This is a genomic window from Tessaracoccus pujii (genome assembly GCF_055326215.1).
Genome location: NZ_JBUZNP010000002.1, coordinates 175,436 through 191,944, shown reverse-complemented (window position 1 = coordinate 191,944; position 16,509 = coordinate 175,436). Strand labels below are relative to the sequence as shown.

Genomic DNA, 16,509 nt, shown 5'->3' with positions numbered 1-16,509 from the left:
TCAGATCACCCCGTCGAGCTCGGTCTTGAGGTCCCGCGCCTCGGCCGCCGTGGCCACGGCCTGCACCAGGAGCGCGCGCATCACGCGGACCAGCATCGCCACCCCCGCGATGACGAGCGAGGCGCCGCAGAGGAGCGCGACGACGCCCGGCGCGACCGCGTCGCCGGGGATGGTCCGGTTGGTGACGGCGGCCACCACCGCCAGGCTGAAGGTGAGCACTGAGGCGGCCGCGATGGCGCCGACGGTGACGTCGACGTAGCGGAACGCCGCGTGGGAGAAGACGGTGTCGCGGCGGACCATCGTGAGCAACCGCCAGATGCACACCCCGCACGCCTGCAGGGCCATCACCCCGAGCGCGAGGATGGTCACGACGGCGACGCGGGTCCAGGCGGGGGCGCCGTCCATGTCGAGCCAGAGCAACGGCAGGAGGACCAGCTGCACGGCGAGCGAGCCTGCGAGCGCGACGGCGATGACGAGGCGGAGCACTGTGATGACAATGCGTCCCATGACGATTCTCCTATCGATAAACAATAGAAATATATCGTGGAACGATAGCCTGGGGCAATCCGCGCTGGCCGGTCTCCCCGGTTTGGATGAGGGTCTGAGCCGGACACGGCATCCGCGGGAGCCCGTTGAGCCGGACACGGCATCCGCGGGAGCACGTTGAGCCGGACACGGCATCCGGGCACCCCCGTCGAGCCGGACACGGCATCCGGGCACCCCCGTCGAGCCGGAACCGGGTCTGGCGAGGGTTTGCTCGTTCAAATCCCGCAGGAACGAGGTTGACACTGGATCCAGGCTCGTCGCGGCTCCGCGAGAGCCGTGTCCGGCTCAACTCCATTCCGACCGGAGAGCGCGACGAACCGGCGAGCACGCACGAGGGGGGCGGCCCTCGCGGACCCGCCCCCCTCGTGCGTGCTCAGGATCAGCCCTCGAGCAGCGCCAGGCGGTCGGGATCGTTGGCGAACACCTCGGCGGCGTTGGCCTGGGTCACGACCACAGGGTCGAGCTGGTAGATGTTGACGTCCACCTTGCCGTTGTTGGCGGTGTCGTCGGTGGCGGGGAGGCCCTCACCGGTCTGCAGCAACTTGATCAGCTCGACGGTCTTCGCGACGAGCGCGTCGGTCGGCTTGGCGACGGTCGAGTACTGCTCGCCGGCGGCGATGGAGATGATCGACTCGTTCTCGGCGTCAAGGCCGGTCACGACGGGCAGGTCCATCCCGGCCTGCTTCACGGAGGTCAGGATGGCGCGGGCGATGCCGTCGTTGGGGGAGAGCACGCCGTCGATGGTCTTGTCCGAGTAGTTTCCGGACAGGAGGGAGTCCATGCGCGCCTGCGCCTTGGCGTTGTCCCAGTCGGGGGTGGCCACCTGCGTGAACTCCTGCTGGCCGGACACCACGACGAGGGTGCCGTCGTCGATCTTCGGCTGCAGGACGCTCATGGCGCCGGTGAAGAAGTTCGGCGCGTTGGGGTCGGCCGGGCCGCCACCGAAGAGCTCGATGTTGTACGGGCCGGGGCCCGTCGCCTCGAGGCCATCGAGGAGGGACTGGCCCTGCAGCTCGCCGGTGCGGATCGATCCGAACTGGACCACGCCGTCGATGGCGGTGGTGTTCTCGATGAGACGGTCGTAGCCGATCACCTCGATGCCCGCGTCGTGCGCCTTCTCCAGGACGGAGCCCAGCTGCGTGCCGTCGACGGGGCCGACGACGATGACCTCGGCGCCCTGCTCGATCATGGCCTCGATCTGCTGCTGCTGCTGCGGCACCTTGTTGTCGGCGGCCTGGATCAGCGAGGCGAAGCCGGCGGCCTCGAGCTGCTCGGCGAACATCACCTCGGCCTCCTTCCAGTTCTGCGTGCCGAGCCAGGGCAGGGCCACGCCGATCGTGGCGTCGGCGGCGAAACCCTCAGCCGCGGCGGCGCTGGAGGAGGTGGAGGAGGTGGGATCGGTGGTCGTGGTTCCCTCGCGTCCGCCACCGCAGGCGGTCAGCGCCAGCGAGGTGACGAGGAGGCCCGTGAGTAGGCCAGCTGCCTTCGTTTTCATTGCAGTACCTTTCGGAAGTTCCCGACCGGCCGATCCGGTTCGGGGACGGGCGTCTGTGCCCGGGTGACATGCGCAGGGCGCACTGGGTGAGGGGTCGGTGCCAATCGGCACCACCCTGAGGGGGTGAAGCGGTTATCTGGCCTGCGTGGGCATCGTGTCGGCGGCGTCCACCACCGGACCCTCCTCCACGGGGACCTCGGGTGCGGGGGAGGGGGGTGCGGCGACGGCGGGCTCGCTGCGGAAGGACCGCATGAAGCTGCCGATCATGGATGGACGTCCCTGCTGCTTGTTGTAGACGTCGAAGGCGACGGCGGCCAGGAGGACGAGGCCCTTGATCACCTGCGTCTGGTCCGCGCCCACGCCCATCAGCATGAGGCCACTGTTCAGCACGGCCATCACGAGCCCGCCGATCATCGACCCGACGACGGTGCCGATGCCGCCGGAGACCGCCGCGCCGCCGATGAACACGGCAGCGATGGCGTCCAGCTCCCACATCGTGCCGTCCGAGGGGCCGGCGGCGGTGGCCCGTCCGACGAACAGGATGCCGGCGATGGCCGCAAGGAAGCTCATGTTGAGCATGACCAGGAAGTAGGTCTTTGCGGTGTTGACGCCCGACAGGGCCGCCGCCGCCTTGTTGCCACCGACGGCATAGATGTGGCGGCCGAAACGGGTGCGCTGGGTGAGCACGTGGTACACGATGACGAGGATCACCAGGATCACGCCCGGGATGGGGAACGACGTGCCGGGGCGGCCGCTGCCGAACAGCCAGGTGACGTAGCCGATGACCGCGACGATCAGGGCGATGCGCACCAGTGTGGCCCACATGGGGGCCTCGACCCCGCGCTCCAGGGCGTGGGAGCGGCGCCGGAACTCGCTCCAGATGATCCAGGCCGCGGCGAGGATACCGAGCAGCAGCGTCGAGTTGTTGAGGCCTGTGAACGAAGGACCCCACTCGGGCAGGTAGCCGGCGCCGAAGAACTTGTACTCGGTGGGCACGGGCACGGAGATGGACTGCGACATCCAGATCACCAGGCCTCGGAAGATCATCATGCCCGCGAGCGTGGTGATGAAGCCGGGGATGCCCACCTTGGCCAGCCAGAACCCGTGCCAGGCGCCGATGAGGGCGCCGGCCAGCAGACCGGCCAGGATGCCGGCCCACCACGGGAAGCCGTAGGTCGCCGTGGTCAGCGCCGTCGTCATGCCGACGAAGCCGGCCACCGAACCGACCGAGAGGTCGATCTGCCCGATCACGATGACCATCACCATGCCGATCGCCAGGATCAGCACGTAGGCATTGCCCGAGATGAGGTTCTGGAAGTTCGACGAGGTGAGCATCCGGCCACCGGAGGCCACGTCGAAGACGACCGCGAGGAGCACCAGCGCAAGGGCCATCGTGTACTGCTGGAGGTTTCCTCCGAGAACTTGCTTCAAAGCCTTCATAGTTTTCTCGTCCGTTTCGGGTCAGGCCGGCAGCGCTGCGGCTGAGGTGGTGCTGGTGGTGGTCATTCGTCGCATGAGGGTTTCCTGGTCGGCGTCGGCCGCGGCCAGTTCGCCGGTGATGCGGCCCTCGCAGATGGTGTAGATGCGGTCGCAGATGCCCAGGAGCTCGGGCAGTTCGGAGGAGATCACGACCACGCCCTTGCCGGAGTCGGCGAGCGCGTGGATGAGCTTGTAGATCTCGTACTTGGCTCCGACGTCGATGCCGCGGGTGGGCTCATCCAGGATCAGTAGCTGAGGCTCGGGGTACATCCACTTGGCGAGCACCACCTTCTGCTGGTTGCCTCCCGACAGGGTGGCCACACCGACGTCGACGCTCGGCGCCTTGATCCGCAGGTCCGTGCGGTACTTCTCCGCCACCGCCGCCTCCTTGCGCAGGCTCAGCAGGAAGCGCGTCACGACGTCCTTGAGATTGGCCGAGACGATGGTGCTCTTGATGTCGTCGATGAGGTTGAGGCCGAGCGTCTTGCGGTCCTCCGTGACGTACGCGATGCCCTGCTCGATCGCCCGGGCGACGGTGGGCGTCTCGATCCGCTTGCCGCCCAGGTGCATCTCGCCCGAGAGCCAGCGCCCGTAGGAGCGGCCGAAGATCGACCGCGCGAGCTCCGTGCGACCGGCTCCCATCAAACCGGCGAAGCCGACGACCTCACCGGCGCGGACGTCGAATTGCGCATCCTTGACGATGAGGCGTCCCGGGATGGAGGGGTGCTCCACGTTCCATCCGCGGATGTCGAAGAGCACGTCGCCGATGTGCGGGGCGCGGGTGGGGTAGCGGTTCTCGATGGAGCGACCCACCATGGCGCGGATGATGCGGTCCTCGTCGACCTGACCGGCCACGACGTCATAGGTCTCGACGGTGCGCCCGTCGCGGATGACCGTCACGGCGTCGGAGATGGCGGCGATCTCGTTGAGCTTGTGGGAGATCATGATCTGCGTGATGCCGCGTGCCTTGAGGCCGCGCATGAGGTCGAGCAGGTTGCGGGAGTCGTCCTCGTTGAGGGCCGAGGTGGGCTCGTCGAGGATGAGGAGCTTGACGTTCTTGGCCAGCGCCTTGGCGATCTCGATCAACTGCTGCTGGCCCACGCCGAGCGTCTTGATCGGGGTGTCGGGGTCGATGTCCAGCCCGACTCGCGCCAGGAGGTCCAGCGCCTTGAGGCGTGCCGACTGCCAGTCGATGAGGAGCCCGGAGGTCACTTCCGATCCGAGGAAGAGGTTCTCCGTGACCGACAGCTCCGGGATCAGGGCCAACTCCTGGTGGATGATCACGATGCCGCGCTCCTCGGACGCCTTGATGCCGCCGAAGCTCATCGCCTCGCCCTCGTAGACGATCTCGCCGCTGTACGTGCCGTGCGGGTAGACCCCCGACAGGACCTTCATGAGCGTGGACTTGCCCGCCCCGTTCTCCCCGCAGATGGCGTGGATGTCGCCTCGGCGCACGTTGATCGTGACACCGTCCAGGGCTTTGACCCCTGGAAATTCCTTGGTGATGCTGCGCATCGCGAGCAAGACGTGACCGTCGTCCATACGTTCCCGTGTCTCCTTCGACTCCGCTGGCGTGCGACATTCGCCGTCGCTGCCCCCGATGTGTAGAAGGTAAGCGGCTTCGGCCATTGGCGTCAATTCTTAAACTCAAGCGTTATCGGATTGTTATCATGCAATCGATACCACTCGGCCTGACTAGGGGCTATGCAATGTGGCCCCGAAGGGCGTTACCCGCCACAGTGACTTCGCGAACTGAAGACAACGTTGATGCTCCCCGCGCACCTCCTGCTAGCCTTCAAGCGTGAACAGGGTCGTTGGCGCGCCGGGCTCGCAGCCCTCACTGCGCGAGGCGAACAGTGCGCGCATCGTTGAAGCAGTGAAGGCGTACGGACGCATCACGCAGGTAGAACTGGCCAGCGCGACCGGGCTGTCGCCGGCCACGGTGTCCAACATCGTCAAACAGCTCCTCGAGCAGGATGTCGTCGTCACCAGCGCCACCACCCGCTCCGGCCGCCGTGCCCAGCTTGTCGCGCTCAAGCCCTCATCTGCGCTCGCGGTGGGAATGCACATCGACCGTCGGTCGCTGGTCCTCGTCATCGCCGACGCGACGCTGGAGGTGCTCGCATCCAAGCGGTTGCCGCTGCCGATGGACCACCGCTCGGACACGACGCTGGACCGGGCCGCCATGCTGGTGGCGGACCTCGCCGACGAGGTGGGCGCCTCCATGGACCACATCGGAGGCCTGGGACTCGCCCTGCCCTCGAGCGTGGGTCGTGGTGGCCGCGCCGGGGCATTCCAGCTACCCGGATGGGAGGAGCTCGACGTCGACCGGCTGCTGTCCGCGCGGATCCAGCGCCCCGTGCTGGTGGTCAAGGAGGCGGACGCGGGGGCGCTTGCCGAGTCCCGCCTGGGAGCGCTGAGGGGGGTCCAGTCTGCGCTGTACGTGCACGCCTCCCACACCACGGAGTCGAGCTTCCTCCTCGGCGGTGTGGTCCATCAGGGGTTTCGGGGCGGTGCAGGCGCCCTCGGGCACGTCCGCGTCGACCCGGCCGGGCAGATCTGCCGCTGCGGCGCCCGCGGATGCCTCAACACCGTCGTCTCGGGTGAGGCGTTGGCCGAGCTGGTCCGGCTCAGTCACGGGGCCATGGACCTGCGCGCCATCGTGAAGGCGGTCCGCGACGGCGACCCGGGATGCAGGCAGGTGGTGGCCGACGCTGGGAGTCTCATCGGCACGGCGCTGGCGGACCTCGCCACCGTCATCGCTCCTGAGCGGATCACGTGGGGTGGGGACCTCGCGACGGTGGGGGAGCCGTTCGTCGTTCCGCTGCGTGACGCCGTCCGTGGCCGCCCCCTCCTGCCCTCCGTCGACGAGCTCCTCGCGGACCCGGCGTTCCCTGTCGACGGCTGCGCACGCGGGGCGCTGGTGGCGATTCACGACCTGATCAACGCCTCGCCCGCCGGATCGATGGAAGGATGATCGCCATGGAAGCTCGCGCGCCGCTGCTCCGGCTCTCGGCCGTCAGCAAGCACTTCGGTGGCGTCCAGGCGCTGGTTGACGTGGACCTGGAGCTCAGCTCTGGCGAGGTCGTGGCACTCGTGGGAGACAATGCCGCGGGCAAGTCGACGGTCGCGCGGATTATCTCGGGGGTGTACCAACCCGACTCGGGGCAGGTGCTTCTGGACTCCAGGCCCGTCACCATCGCGTCGGCCCAAGCGGCCTTCGCGATGGGCATCGCGTCGGTGTTCCAGGAGTTCGCCCTGGCGGAGAACCTGGACGTGACGTCGAACATCTTCCTGGGACGGGAGCTCAGCTCCTCGGGGCTGCTGGATCTGGACCGCATGGACGACCTCGCGAGGTCCTACCTGGACCAGCTCAACGCACGGATCCCCGATCTGAGGGCTCCGCTCGTCCACCTGTCGGCGGGGCAGCGCCAGTGCGTCGCGATCGCCAGGACGCTGGTGCGTCAGCCGCGGCTTGTGGTGCTGGACGAGCCGACGGCTTCGCTCTCGGTGGGCCAGACCGCTGAGGTGCTGAGCTACGTGGAGCGGCTGAGGGACATGGGGCTGGGCGTCATCCTGATCAGCCATAACCTGAACGACGTCCGTGCGGTGGCGGATCGCATCGAGGTGCTCCGGCACGGCCGCAACAACGGATCATTCGACGCCGCGACGGCCAGCTACGAGGAGGTTCTCTCAGCCATCACGGGTGCGACGCGGCGGGTGGCGCAGTGACCGCGCCCGTCCCGCGCTCCACGATGAAGGACGTCGCGGCCCGCGCCGGTGTCGCCGTCACCACCGTGTCGCGCGTCATCAACGGAGACCCGAAGGTGGCAGCCGAGACCCGGGAGCGGGTTCGTGCGGCCATCACCGCGTTGCACTACCAGCCCGATCTCCACGCTGGGAACCTGCGCCGTCGGGGCCGCACCAACACCCTCGGCCTCCTCGTGGGCAATGTGGCCAACCCGTTCTCCGCGTCGGTGCACCGGGCAGTGGAGGATGTGGCGCGCCCTCACCACGTCGCGGTGTTCGCCTCCAGCCTCGACGACGACCCCGCCAGGGAGCGGGAGTCCATCGAGGCGTTCCTGCGCAGGCGGGTCGACGGCCTGATCCTCACCACCGTCGGGCACGACCACACCTACCTCGCGCGCGAGATCGAGCGGGGCACCCCCATAGTGTTCGTGGACCGGCGGCCCTCCGGCGTCATCGGCGACACCGTCCTGTCCGACAACTATGCCGGGGCACGGCTGGCGGTGGCCCATCTGGCCGGGCACGGACACCGTCGCATCGCGTTCCTCGGCGACGACGAACAGATCTTCACCGCCCGCGAGCGGCGCCGTGGTTACCTGGACGAGTGCCGTGAGCTCGGCCTGGACCTCCACCCGGGCCTCGTGGTCACCGGCCTGAGCGACGAGGGCAGGGCGGCCGCTGCGGTCGCGGCTCTGGTCGCCTCCTCCACCCCGCCGTCGGCGCTGTTCTCGGCCCAGAACCTGATCACCATCGGCGCCATCACGGCGTTGCGTCAGGCGGGCGTCGAGCACCGGCTCGCCGTGGTGGGCTTCGACGACATCCCGATGGCGGAGCACCTCACCCCACCGGTCACGGTGGTGGCTCAGGATCCGCGCCGTATCGGTCGGGAGGCGGCCGAGCTCATCTTCGCGCGCATGGACGGCGACACCTCGGCTGCGCGCGAGATCGTGGTCCCGACGAGGCTGGTCTGTCGCGGCTCCGGCGAGATCCCCTCGCCCTGACTGTCCGGAGCCGGTCGTATCATGGCGCCCATGCCCAGAGGATCGTCCAAGCCGTCGGCACTGCTGCGCGTGGCGGGCATCGAGGCGGAGGTGACGTACAAGGCCATCAGGAACCTGCGGGTGAGAGTTCTGCCGCCTGACGGCAGGGTGGCGGTGTCCGTACCCGTTGGTGTCCCGGAGTCGGCCGTGCGCGAGTTCGTCGCGGGTCACAGCGAGTGGATCGCGGTGGCGCAGACTCGGGTCCGCATGGCCACGCCGCCGCGCGAGCCTCTGGTCGACGGTGGGCGCGCGCGGCTGTGGGGGCTCTGGTACGAGCTGCGCACGGAGGCGGCGGCGCGCGCTTCCGCCGTCGTCGAGGGCCGGACCATTGTTCTCTCGGGTCCGGATGAGGATGGGCTCCGGCGAGCGCTGGAGGCCCTCTACCGACGCCAGCTCGACGTGGCACTGCCGGCTCTCCGGGCCCGATGGGAGCCACGCGTCGGCAGGCGGGCCGGATCCATCCGGTTGCGGCGCATGACCACGCGCTGGGGCACGTGCAACACGACGACCGCAGCCGTCACGTTCAACATCGCCCTCGCGGAGCATCACCCCTCGGCGCTCGAGTACGTGCTGGTGCACGAGCTCGTCCATCTGCACGAACGCGGTCACGGGCCGCGATTCGTGTCCTGGATGGATTCCCTGCTCCCGGACTGGCGCGAGCGGAGAAAGAGCCTCCGCGGACGGGCCTGAATCCGGATGCAACCCCTGGGGCCGCTGAGGCGTCTTCAAGGTGAGAGGCCGAGAGGAAGTGCCATGAGCCGAAACGCCCCCGGACGTGTCGTCACCGGAACGCCCCATCGACGCCCTTATGATGCGGGGGACAACGTCCATCGTTCCCACGAAAGGACCTCCGTGACCTTCCCCCTCGGCGTCCGTCGTATCGGCGTGGCCATCCTGGCCTCGGCGGCCCTGCTGCTCGGCGCGTGCGCCCCGGAGGCGACCCCACGCCCGGTACCCACGGTGGGCGCGCCGAGCACCGCAGCGCCGGAGCCGACGGTGCGGCCCTTGCCTCCCTCAACGCCTGCCAAGCCCTCTGCGCCGGTTTCGCCGTCAGTCGTGCCTGAGCCGTCGGTCACACCATCCCCGACGCCCACCCCCACCCCGTCCCCCTCACCGGTGGCGGTGCCTGCGCTCCTGAAGGCCGGGGACGAGGGCGACGCGGTGCGCGATCTCCAGCACCGCCTGCTGCAGCTCGAATGGTTCAGCGGGAAGATCTCGGGGGTCTACGCCGACGCCACGGAGTTGGCGGTCGAGGGATTCCAGACCAAGCGCGGCCTGCCCACCACCGGGGAGGTCGACCAGGCCACCCTGGACGTGCTGCACGGCATGACCCGCCCACCGACGCGTGACGAGATGTACAACGTGCTCCGCCCCGGTCCGGCGTTGTTGGCAGAGGGGAGCAAGGGTGAGGCGGTCAAGGACCTTCAGGCAAGGCTGAAGCAGATCGGCTGGTACGACGCCAAGATCGACGGCGTGTACGGCTCCAGGACGGCCGAGTCGGTCAGGGGATTCCAGGCCAAGCGCGAGATCCCGGTGACCGGCGAGGTGGATCAGCGCACGAAGGACAGGCTGCGCGGCATGACCCGCACCCCCACCACTGATGAGCTCAACAACGTGATGCCCACCAAGGCGCCACCATCCATGGCCTTGGACGACCGCTGCCTTACGGGCAGGGTGATCTGCATCTCCAAGGGGCAACGCAGGCTCGCCTGGGTGATCGACGGCGAGATCCGGATGGCGATGGACGTCCGGTTCGGTTCGGAGCTGACGCCGACCCGCAACGGCGTGTTCTCCGTGTACTGGAAGTCCCGGGACCATGTCTCGAGCCTGTATGACACCCCGATGCCCTATGCCCTGTTCTTCAGCGGCGGTCAGGCGGTCCACTACTCTGCGGACTTCGCCAGGAACGGGTACAACGGCGCGTCCCACGGGTGCGTGAACGTCCGGGACAAGGGCGCGGTCGCGGCCCTCTTCGACGCCGCGAAGGTCGGCGACAAGGTGGTCGTGTACTCCTGACGTCGTACCGGGGGCGGCCCACGGGCCATGTAGGCTGCCGGGAACGGTCGACTGAAAGGCAGCGCGCGTGATCTGGCTCGCCATCGGGATGCAGGTAGTGTCATCCTTCCTGTTCGCAAGTGGGGCGGTGCTGCAGAGCCTGGGCGTGAAGTCAACCTTTGACCCGACGGCGACGGCATCGTCGAACACCCTCACCTTCGCCGGCCTGCTACGGCTGTTCAGGATTCCCAAGTGGCTGCTCGGCCTGGTCTTCGTGTTCGCCGGCGCGAGCATCCACCTCGTCGCGCTGTCCTTCGCGCCGGTCGCCGTCGTCCAGCCCGTCGGGATTCTGGCCGTGCCCTGGTCGGTGCTGCTCGCCTCGCGGATCCACAAGCACGCGCTGACGCGGAAGATGTGGGTCGCGGTAGCCGTCACGGTTGCCGGCGTGGTGGGGTTCACGGTGTTCTCGTCGCTGTTCGCCACTGGTGAGAAGCAGGTCGAATTCCTGCCGATGCTCTTCGCGTTCCTCGTGGTCTGCGTCATCTGCGCAGTCCTGTCCTACCTCGCCACGAAGGCTGCCCCTTGGGCGAAAGCCATGATGTGGTCCTCGGTGGGTGCCACGTTCTACGGGTTGGCCTCCGGTTTCATGAAGGCGGCCATGGACCTGGTGCTGAAGCACGGAGAGTCCTTCGCGGGCTTCCAGGTGGTGGCGACGGTGGCCATGATGCTCGCCTGCTACGGCCTGGGCGTATGGATGATCCAACAGGGCTATGCCTCTGGGCCTGCGGAGATCACCGTCGGAACCATGACGACGGTGGACCCGTTCGTGGCGGTCCTCTTCGGCCTCATCGTCCTGGGGGAGGGCATCGGGATGGGTCCGGGACCTGCCTTGGGCATGCTCGTGACCGGGGCGTTGGCCGTCTACGGCGTGCTCCTCCTCTCGAAGGACCACCCGGATGCGGTGGAGGAGCGGCGCAAGCTGGCCGAGGCCAGCGAGAACGAGCCCGCCTCGGCACCGCCCATGAGCTAGCTTCCCTCGACGGGCAGCGCGTTGAGCGCTACCCGCCCTGACGGTGTGGCCAGCACGATCGTCGAATCAGAGTTGGGCATCGGGAAGAACACGTCCGCCTCGTACGGCAGCCCCGCACGTACGCTGAAGGGATACGGGTCCATGGGGTCGTAGGCCTCCCGCGACTCGTTGTTGAACGCGAAAAGGCCGAACATGTACTCGCCCTCCTCGATCTCCACCCGGATGCGAAGCCGCAGCCCGTCGTCGGTCCACTGGTGGCGCACGATCTCGAAGATGCCGTCGCCATTGCCTTCGAAGGGAATGGAGTTTCCCGAACGGCTCTGCGAGGGCTCCCCTGCCGCGACGGTCGGCGCGGGGCTCGTGGACTCCTCAGCGGCGCCGCCGAGGAACTGCATCCCCAGGATGAGGGCTGCGATCAGGGCCACTGCCCCCAGAACGATCCACAGTGTGGTTCGCGGCGGCCGGGGCGGGCGCATGAGCCCAGGATCCGGCGGTGGCACCGGCGCATGGCCGAACGGCTGACGCGGGTCCCTGCCCTGAACGTCGTGGAACTGGGCGGGACGGTAGCCGGGATCCTGATGGGACCAGGGCGAGTTGTCCGGTCCGCCCGGGGGCGGCCACTGCTGGTTGGTCATAGTGCTGCCAGCCTACCCACGCGGGTTGTCCACACCGCGCAACCCGAGTGGTTGATGGGGCACTGACTGCCTAAGAGTGGGCCATGAGCAGCACACCAGTACTCCGTGGCACCACGCGTGCCGATCTTCTCGCCATGCCAGCCGTCATGCTTGGCTTCCACCCCTCAGACTCCTGCGTTGTCATGGGGCTGAGCGGCAGGACGGTGTCCTTCTGCGCACGCCTGGACCTGGACTGGTTCGTCCACCACTTCGATCAGGTGGCGGATCAGATCATCAACGCCTCGGCGCATGTGCCTGAATGCCGCTTCGTCGTGATCGGTTACGGAGACCCGGACGCGGCCAGCCTGGCCGTCGCCGAACTGGTCGCGGTGGTGGGTGAGCAGCGGGTCCTCGAGGCGATGGTCACCGATGGCCGCACGACGTGGCTCTTCACCTCGGACCTCGAGCCGCAGGAGATCGAGTGCAGCACCAGCGCGCTGGAGGCCCAGGCAGTCTACGAGGGAGTGAGGATCTGTGCGGACAGGGAGGAGGCCGTGGCGCCCGTCGAGCGCCACGAACCTCTCCCCGCTGACGAGGTGGCCTCCGCGGAGGCCCTGGTGATGTCGCTCTCCCCGGCGGACGCGATGGACCTCCTGGCCGAGCTGGTGGAATCCGACGAGCCCCTCAGTCCCACGGAGGCGTGCACGCTGGCCGTGCTGCTGGAGGACGAGGACCGCGTCGCGGCGGTCCTGAGCAGGCTCAGCATCCTGACGGCGGAGGTGATGTGGCTGAACCTGCTGGCCGCCCGGACGGTCGCCCCGGCGGCGTCTGAGGACAACGTCGTGGCGCTGCTGGGGATGGCATCGTGGTTGAACGGTCAGGGTGCCGCCCAGAGCTCCTGCATGGAGCAGTTGGCACGCAGCAATCCCCAGCACACAGTGGGCGGACTCCTCAACCGCCTCCACCGCGAGGGCGTCCCGCCGAGGCGCTGGCACCATTGAGGCACCTCCAGGCTCCCGGAGGGGTGGGTGTGCCGTAGGGTGCAGCCATGCGTTTCGTCGTGTGTGGTGAGGCCCTGATCGATCTCATGCCGGAGGAGATGATTTCCCCTGCCGAGAGTCGCTGGATCGCGCGCTCAGGGGGTGGCCCCTTCAATACTGCGACGGCGCTGTCCAAACTCGGTCAGGACACACGTTTCCTCGGGCGCCTCAGCACGGATGCCTTCGGCAGGCAGCTGCGCAGCCACCTCGACGGCGCCGGTGTGGATCTCAGTCTCGCCGTGTCCACTGCTGACCCCACCTCGCTGGCGGTGGTCTCGCTCGACGAGGCGGGGCATGCCAGCTACCACTTCCACTTCGCGGGCACGTCGGCGTTCAACTGGCAGTCAGGCGAACTGCCGCCCCTCGACGGAGCGGACTGGCTGCATTTCGGCTCCATCGGCGCAGTGATCGGCCCCGGTGCCAAACACATCCTGGACTTCATCCGGAACACGGACGCGGCGGTCAGCTTCGACCTCAACGTCCGGCCCTCCACGCTGCCGGACCGGGCGGAGTACTTCGGCCTCATCGCTGACCTCCTGACCGCCGTCGGGAAGCACGGTGGCATCGCCAAGGCCTCGGATGAGGACATCGCCTGGCTCGTGGACGACGATTCCGACCCCCTCGGCTACGCGGAGGGCTGGGTCGGCGAATACGGGTTGTCCATGTTCATCGTCACGCTCGGCGCTGACGGCGTGGTGGCGGTCAAGCCGGACGGAAGTCGCGTCCGCACTCCCGGACGGCCCGTGGACGTTGTTGACACGGTGGGGGCCGGTGACACGTTCATGGCCGGCTTCCTGTCCGCCTATGCCCAGGATCCCGGAGACGTGGAGGGGGCGCTGGCGCACGGCGCGGCGGCGGCCGCCATCGTATGCACGCGCAAGGGTGCGCAGCCGCCCACGGCTGCTGAGGTGGACGCGCTCCTGGCCTGAGCTGGTGCCGGCACCGGAGGTCGGCCGGGTATATTGAGCAACCGCGTCGCCAGGCGCGTTGATGCCCGAACGCAGGAGAGAGTCGTGAGCCAAGAGGCGGGACACTACGACAAGGTCCAGGCCCAGGAGAAGTGGCAGGCCTTCTGGGAGGAGAACGACACTTTCCGGCCCCTCGACGACGGCAGCCGCGAGCGGCGCTACGTGCTGGACATGTTCCCCTATCCCTCGGGAGACCTGCACATGGGTCACGCGGAGGCCTACGCCATGGCGGACGTGCTGGCCAGGTACTGGCGGCTCAAGGGCTACGACGTCATGCACCCCATCGGCTGGGACTCGTTCGGGCTGCCGGCGGAGAACGCGGCCATCAAGGCGGACTCTCATCCGGCCACCTGGACCTACAACAACATCGAGACCCAGGCCCGGTCCTTCAAGCGCTACGGGCTCAGCTTCGACTGGTCGCGCCGCCTGCACACCTCCGACGAGGACTACTACAAGTGGACGCAGTGGCTCTTCAACCGCTTCTACGAGCGCGGACTGGCCTACCGGAAGGACTCGTTCGTCAACTGGTGTCCCACGGACCAGACCGTGCTGGCCAATGAGCAGGTCGTCGACGGCCGGTGCGAGCGCTGCAAGACCGAAGTCACCAAGCGCAAGCTGAACCAGTGGTACTTCAAGATCACGGATTACGCGCAGCAGCTGCTCGACGACATGGAGCAGTTGGAGGGAGGCTGGCCGGACCATGTGCTGGCCATGCAGCGCAACTGGATCGGCCGATCCGAGGGCGCACACGTGAGGTTCGCCGTCGAGGGCCGCAGTGAACCCATCACAGTGTTCACCACCCGCCCGGACACGCTGTTCGGCGCCACCTTCATGGTCGTCGCCCCCGACGCACCGCTGGCCGCGGAGCTCGTGACCGAGGAGGAGCGGGCCACCTTCGAGACCTACCTGGAACAGGTCAAGAAGGAGACGGAGATCGAGCGGCAGTCCAGCGAACGGGTGAAGACGGGGGTGTGGCTCGGGCGCCACGCCGTCAACCCGGTCAACGGGGAGCGGATCCCCATCTGGGCCGCCGATTACGTCCTTGCCGATTACGGCACCGGCGCCATCATGGCCGTCCCCGCCCACGACCAACGCGACCTGGACTTCGCACGCCAGTACGGGCTCCCGGTGCGCACCGTCATCGATGTCGACGGCACGGATCCGGAACACACCGGTGTGGCCACCAATGGCGACGGCGCCTACATCAACTCCGGCATCCTGGACGGCCTGGCGGACAAGACCTCTGGCGTGGCGCGGATCATCGGACAGCTGGAATCCGACGGCCTAGGCACTGGCACCATCCAGTTCCGCCTGCGTGACTGGCTGCTGTCCAGGCAGCGGTTCTGGGGTTGCCCCATTCCCGTCGTGCACTGTGACGCCTGCGGTGAGGTGCCCGTCCCGGATGATCAGCTGCCGGTCCGGCTGCCTGACCTCCGCGGTGCTGCGCTGGCCCCGAAGGGGACGTCGCCACTGGCCTCGGCCACGGACTGGGTCTCGACCCAGTGCCCGCGATGTGGGGGCCCCGCTCAGCGGGACACGGATACCATGGACACCTTCGTGGACTCGTCGTGGTACTTCTTCCGCTACTGCTCGCCGGGGTACGACAAGGGCCCCTTCGACCCGGACGACGTGAGGCGCTGGATGCCCGTGGCGCAGTACGTGGGGGGCGTCGAGCACGCCATCCTGCACCTGCTCTACATGCGCTTCTTCTCCAAGGTCCTGCGCGACATGGGTCTGGTGGACTTCGACGAACCCATGCTGCGTCTGCTGAACCAGGGTCAGGTCATCAACCAGGGCAAGGCCATGAGTAAATCGCTGGGCAATGGCGTGGACCTCGGCAGGCAGATCGACGAGTTCGGCGTGGACGCGGTCCGGCTGACCATGGTGTTCGCCGGCCCGCCGGAGGACGACATCGACTGGGCGGACCTGTCGCCCGCATCCAGCCTCAAATTCCTGCAGCGCGCCCACCGCATCGCCGCGGACGTGACCTCGACGCGTCATGCCGATGTCTCGCTCGGGGACCCGGCGTTGCGGAAGGCCACCCACAAGGCCATCGGGGAGGTGTCCATGCTGCTGGACTCGGGGCGGTTCAACGTGGCCGTCGCCCGGGTGATGGAGTTGGTCAACGCCACTCGCAAGTCCATCGACGGCTCCGCCGGTCCTGCAGATCCCGCGGTCCGGGAGGCCGCCGAGTTCGTGGCGCAGGCGCTGAGCGTGGTGGCACCCTACGTGGCTGAGGAGATGTGGGAGATGCTCGGTCACGCGCCCTCGGTGGCCCACAGCTCGTGGCCGACGGCGGATCCGGCCCTCACCGTCGACGACACCGTGACCATGGTGGTGCAGATCCAGGGCAAGATCCGGGCCAAGATCGAGGTGCCCACCGACATCTCCGAGGACGACGCACTGGCTGCAGCGATGGCGGATCCCGGCGTCCAGCGGTCGCTGGACGGGCGCGGGATCGCCAAGGTCATCGCGAGGTTGCCCAAGATGCTCAGCCTCGTCCCCAGCTGAGTTCTCCACACCCCTCGGCGGGGATGGAAAATGGGGCGCGGAGC

14 protein-coding genes are annotated in these 16,509 nt (G+C 68.1%); 9 read left to right on the top strand and 5 right to left on the bottom strand.

Annotated features, from left to right (window positions below):
* From ACZK5N_RS02930 to mmsA, 4 genes are all read right to left on the bottom strand, one after another.
* On the bottom strand, positions 1 to 507 hold the full coding sequence (locus ACZK5N_RS02930; protein WP_459019996.1) for a DUF2975 domain-containing protein: 507 nt from the start codon (positions 505 to 507) through the stop codon (positions 1 to 3).
* 418 nt (positions 508 to 925) lie between these two features.
* On the bottom strand, positions 926 to 2,041 hold the full coding sequence (locus tag ACZK5N_RS02925) for a substrate-binding domain-containing protein (protein WP_459019995.1): 1,116 nt from the start codon (positions 2,039 to 2,041) through the stop codon (positions 926 to 928).
* 132 nt (positions 2,042 to 2,173) lie between these two features.
* A complete protein-coding gene (locus ACZK5N_RS02920) occupies positions 2,174 to 3,481 on the bottom strand; it encodes a sugar ABC transporter permease (RefSeq protein ID WP_459019994.1) in 1,308 nt (435 codons plus the stop codon).
* 21 nt (positions 3,482 to 3,502) lie between these two features.
* The gene (gene mmsA, locus ACZK5N_RS02915; RefSeq protein WP_459019993.1) at positions 3,503 to 5,062 is read right to left on the bottom strand and encodes a multiple monosaccharide ABC transporter ATP-binding protein; all 1,560 of its coding nucleotides are present in this window, start codon (positions 5,060 to 5,062) and stop codon (positions 3,503 to 3,505) included.
* Positions 5,063 to 5,321: 259 nt separating this feature from the next.
* Between mmsA and ACZK5N_RS02910 the strand changes: the two genes are divergently transcribed.
* From ACZK5N_RS02910 to ACZK5N_RS02885, 6 genes are all read left to right on the top strand, one after another.
* Positions 5,322 to 6,497 (top strand): ROK family transcriptional regulator, encoded by a 1,176-nt coding sequence (locus ACZK5N_RS02910; RefSeq protein WP_459019992.1) that lies wholly within the window; start codon positions 5,322 to 5,324, stop codon positions 6,495 to 6,497.
* Positions 6,498 to 6,502: 5 nt separating this feature from the next.
* A complete protein-coding gene (locus ACZK5N_RS02905) occupies positions 6,503 to 7,252 on the top strand; it encodes an ATP-binding cassette domain-containing protein (protein WP_459019991.1) in 750 nt (249 codons plus the stop codon).
* On the top strand, positions 7,249 to 8,268 hold the full coding sequence (locus ACZK5N_RS02900) for a LacI family DNA-binding transcriptional regulator (RefSeq protein WP_459019990.1): 1,020 nt from the start codon (positions 7,249 to 7,251) through the stop codon (positions 8,266 to 8,268). The genes ACZK5N_RS02905 and ACZK5N_RS02900 overlap by 4 nt, the downstream gene beginning before the upstream one ends.
* A 30-nt stretch (positions 8,269 to 8,298) precedes the next feature.
* Positions 8,299 to 8,997, top strand: a complete 699-nt coding sequence (locus tag ACZK5N_RS02895) for a M48 family metallopeptidase (protein WP_459019989.1) — start codon at positions 8,299 to 8,301, stop codon at positions 8,995 to 8,997.
* A gap of 162 nt (positions 8,998 to 9,159) precedes the next feature.
* Complete coding sequence (locus ACZK5N_RS02890) at positions 9,160 to 10,323, top strand: L,D-transpeptidase family protein (protein WP_459019988.1); 1,164 nt, start codon at positions 9,160 to 9,162, stop codon at positions 10,321 to 10,323.
* 145 nt (positions 10,324 to 10,468) lie between these two features.
* A complete protein-coding gene (locus ACZK5N_RS02885) occupies positions 10,469 to 11,332 on the top strand; it encodes a DMT family protein (RefSeq protein ID WP_459019987.1) in 864 nt (287 codons plus the stop codon).
* Here ACZK5N_RS02885 and ACZK5N_RS02880 read toward each other — a convergent pair.
* Positions 11,329 to 11,967: a hypothetical protein gene (locus tag ACZK5N_RS02880; RefSeq protein ID WP_459019986.1), complete on the bottom strand. Its 639-nt coding sequence runs from the start codon at positions 11,965 to 11,967 to the stop codon at positions 11,329 to 11,331. The two genes, ACZK5N_RS02885 and ACZK5N_RS02880, sit on opposite strands and share 4 nt — an antisense overlap.
* Before the next feature lie 83 nt (positions 11,968 to 12,050).
* Here ACZK5N_RS02880 and ACZK5N_RS02875 point away from each other — a divergent pair, with 83 nt between their 5' ends.
* From ACZK5N_RS02875 to leuS, 3 genes are all read left to right on the top strand, one after another.
* Positions 12,051 to 12,947 carry a DUF4192 family protein gene (locus tag ACZK5N_RS02875; protein ID WP_459019985.1) on the top strand — a complete coding sequence of 299 codons (897 nt, stop codon included), beginning with the start codon at positions 12,051 to 12,053 and terminating at the stop codon, positions 12,945 to 12,947.
* A gap of 47 nt (positions 12,948 to 12,994) precedes the next feature.
* Complete coding sequence (locus ACZK5N_RS02870) at positions 12,995 to 13,915, top strand: carbohydrate kinase family protein (RefSeq protein WP_459019984.1); 921 nt, start codon at positions 12,995 to 12,997, stop codon at positions 13,913 to 13,915.
* Between the two features lie 84 nt (positions 13,916 to 13,999).
* On the top strand, positions 14,000 to 16,465 hold the full coding sequence (gene leuS / locus ACZK5N_RS02865) for a leucine--tRNA ligase (protein WP_459019983.1): 2,466 nt from the start codon (positions 14,000 to 14,002) through the stop codon (positions 16,463 to 16,465).
* Positions 16,466 to 16,509 lie beyond the last annotated feature (44 nt).

Bases quoted from the DNA above. Each gene is read 5' to 3' on its own strand.
- ACZK5N_RS02930 (WP_459019996.1), bottom strand. From the start codon at position 507: ATGGGACGCATTGTCATCACAGTGCTCCGCCTCGTCATCGCCGTCGCG.
- ACZK5N_RS02925 (WP_459019995.1), bottom strand. From the start codon at position 2,041: ATGAAAACGAAGGCAGCTGGCCTACTCACGGGCCTCCTCGTCACCTCG.
- ACZK5N_RS02920 (WP_459019994.1), bottom strand. From the start codon at position 3,481: ATGAAGGCTTTGAAGCAAGTTCTCGGAGGAAACCTCCAGCAGTACACG.
- mmsA (WP_459019993.1), bottom strand. From the start codon at position 5,062: ATGGACGACGGTCACGTCTTGCTCGCGATGCGCAGCATCACCAAGGAA.
- ACZK5N_RS02905 (WP_459019991.1), top strand. From the start codon at position 6,503: ATGGAAGCTCGCGCGCCGCTGCTCCGGCTCTCGGCCGTCAGCAAGCAC.
- ACZK5N_RS02895 (WP_459019989.1), top strand. From the start codon at position 8,299: ATGCCCAGAGGATCGTCCAAGCCGTCGGCACTGCTGCGCGTGGCGGGC.
- ACZK5N_RS02880 (WP_459019986.1), bottom strand. From the start codon at position 11,967: ATGACCAACCAGCAGTGGCCGCCCCCGGGCGGACCGGACAACTCGCCC.
- ACZK5N_RS02875 (WP_459019985.1), top strand. From the start codon at position 12,051: ATGAGCAGCACACCAGTACTCCGTGGCACCACGCGTGCCGATCTTCTC.
- ACZK5N_RS02870 (WP_459019984.1), top strand. From the start codon at position 12,995: ATGCGTTTCGTCGTGTGTGGTGAGGCCCTGATCGATCTCATGCCGGAG.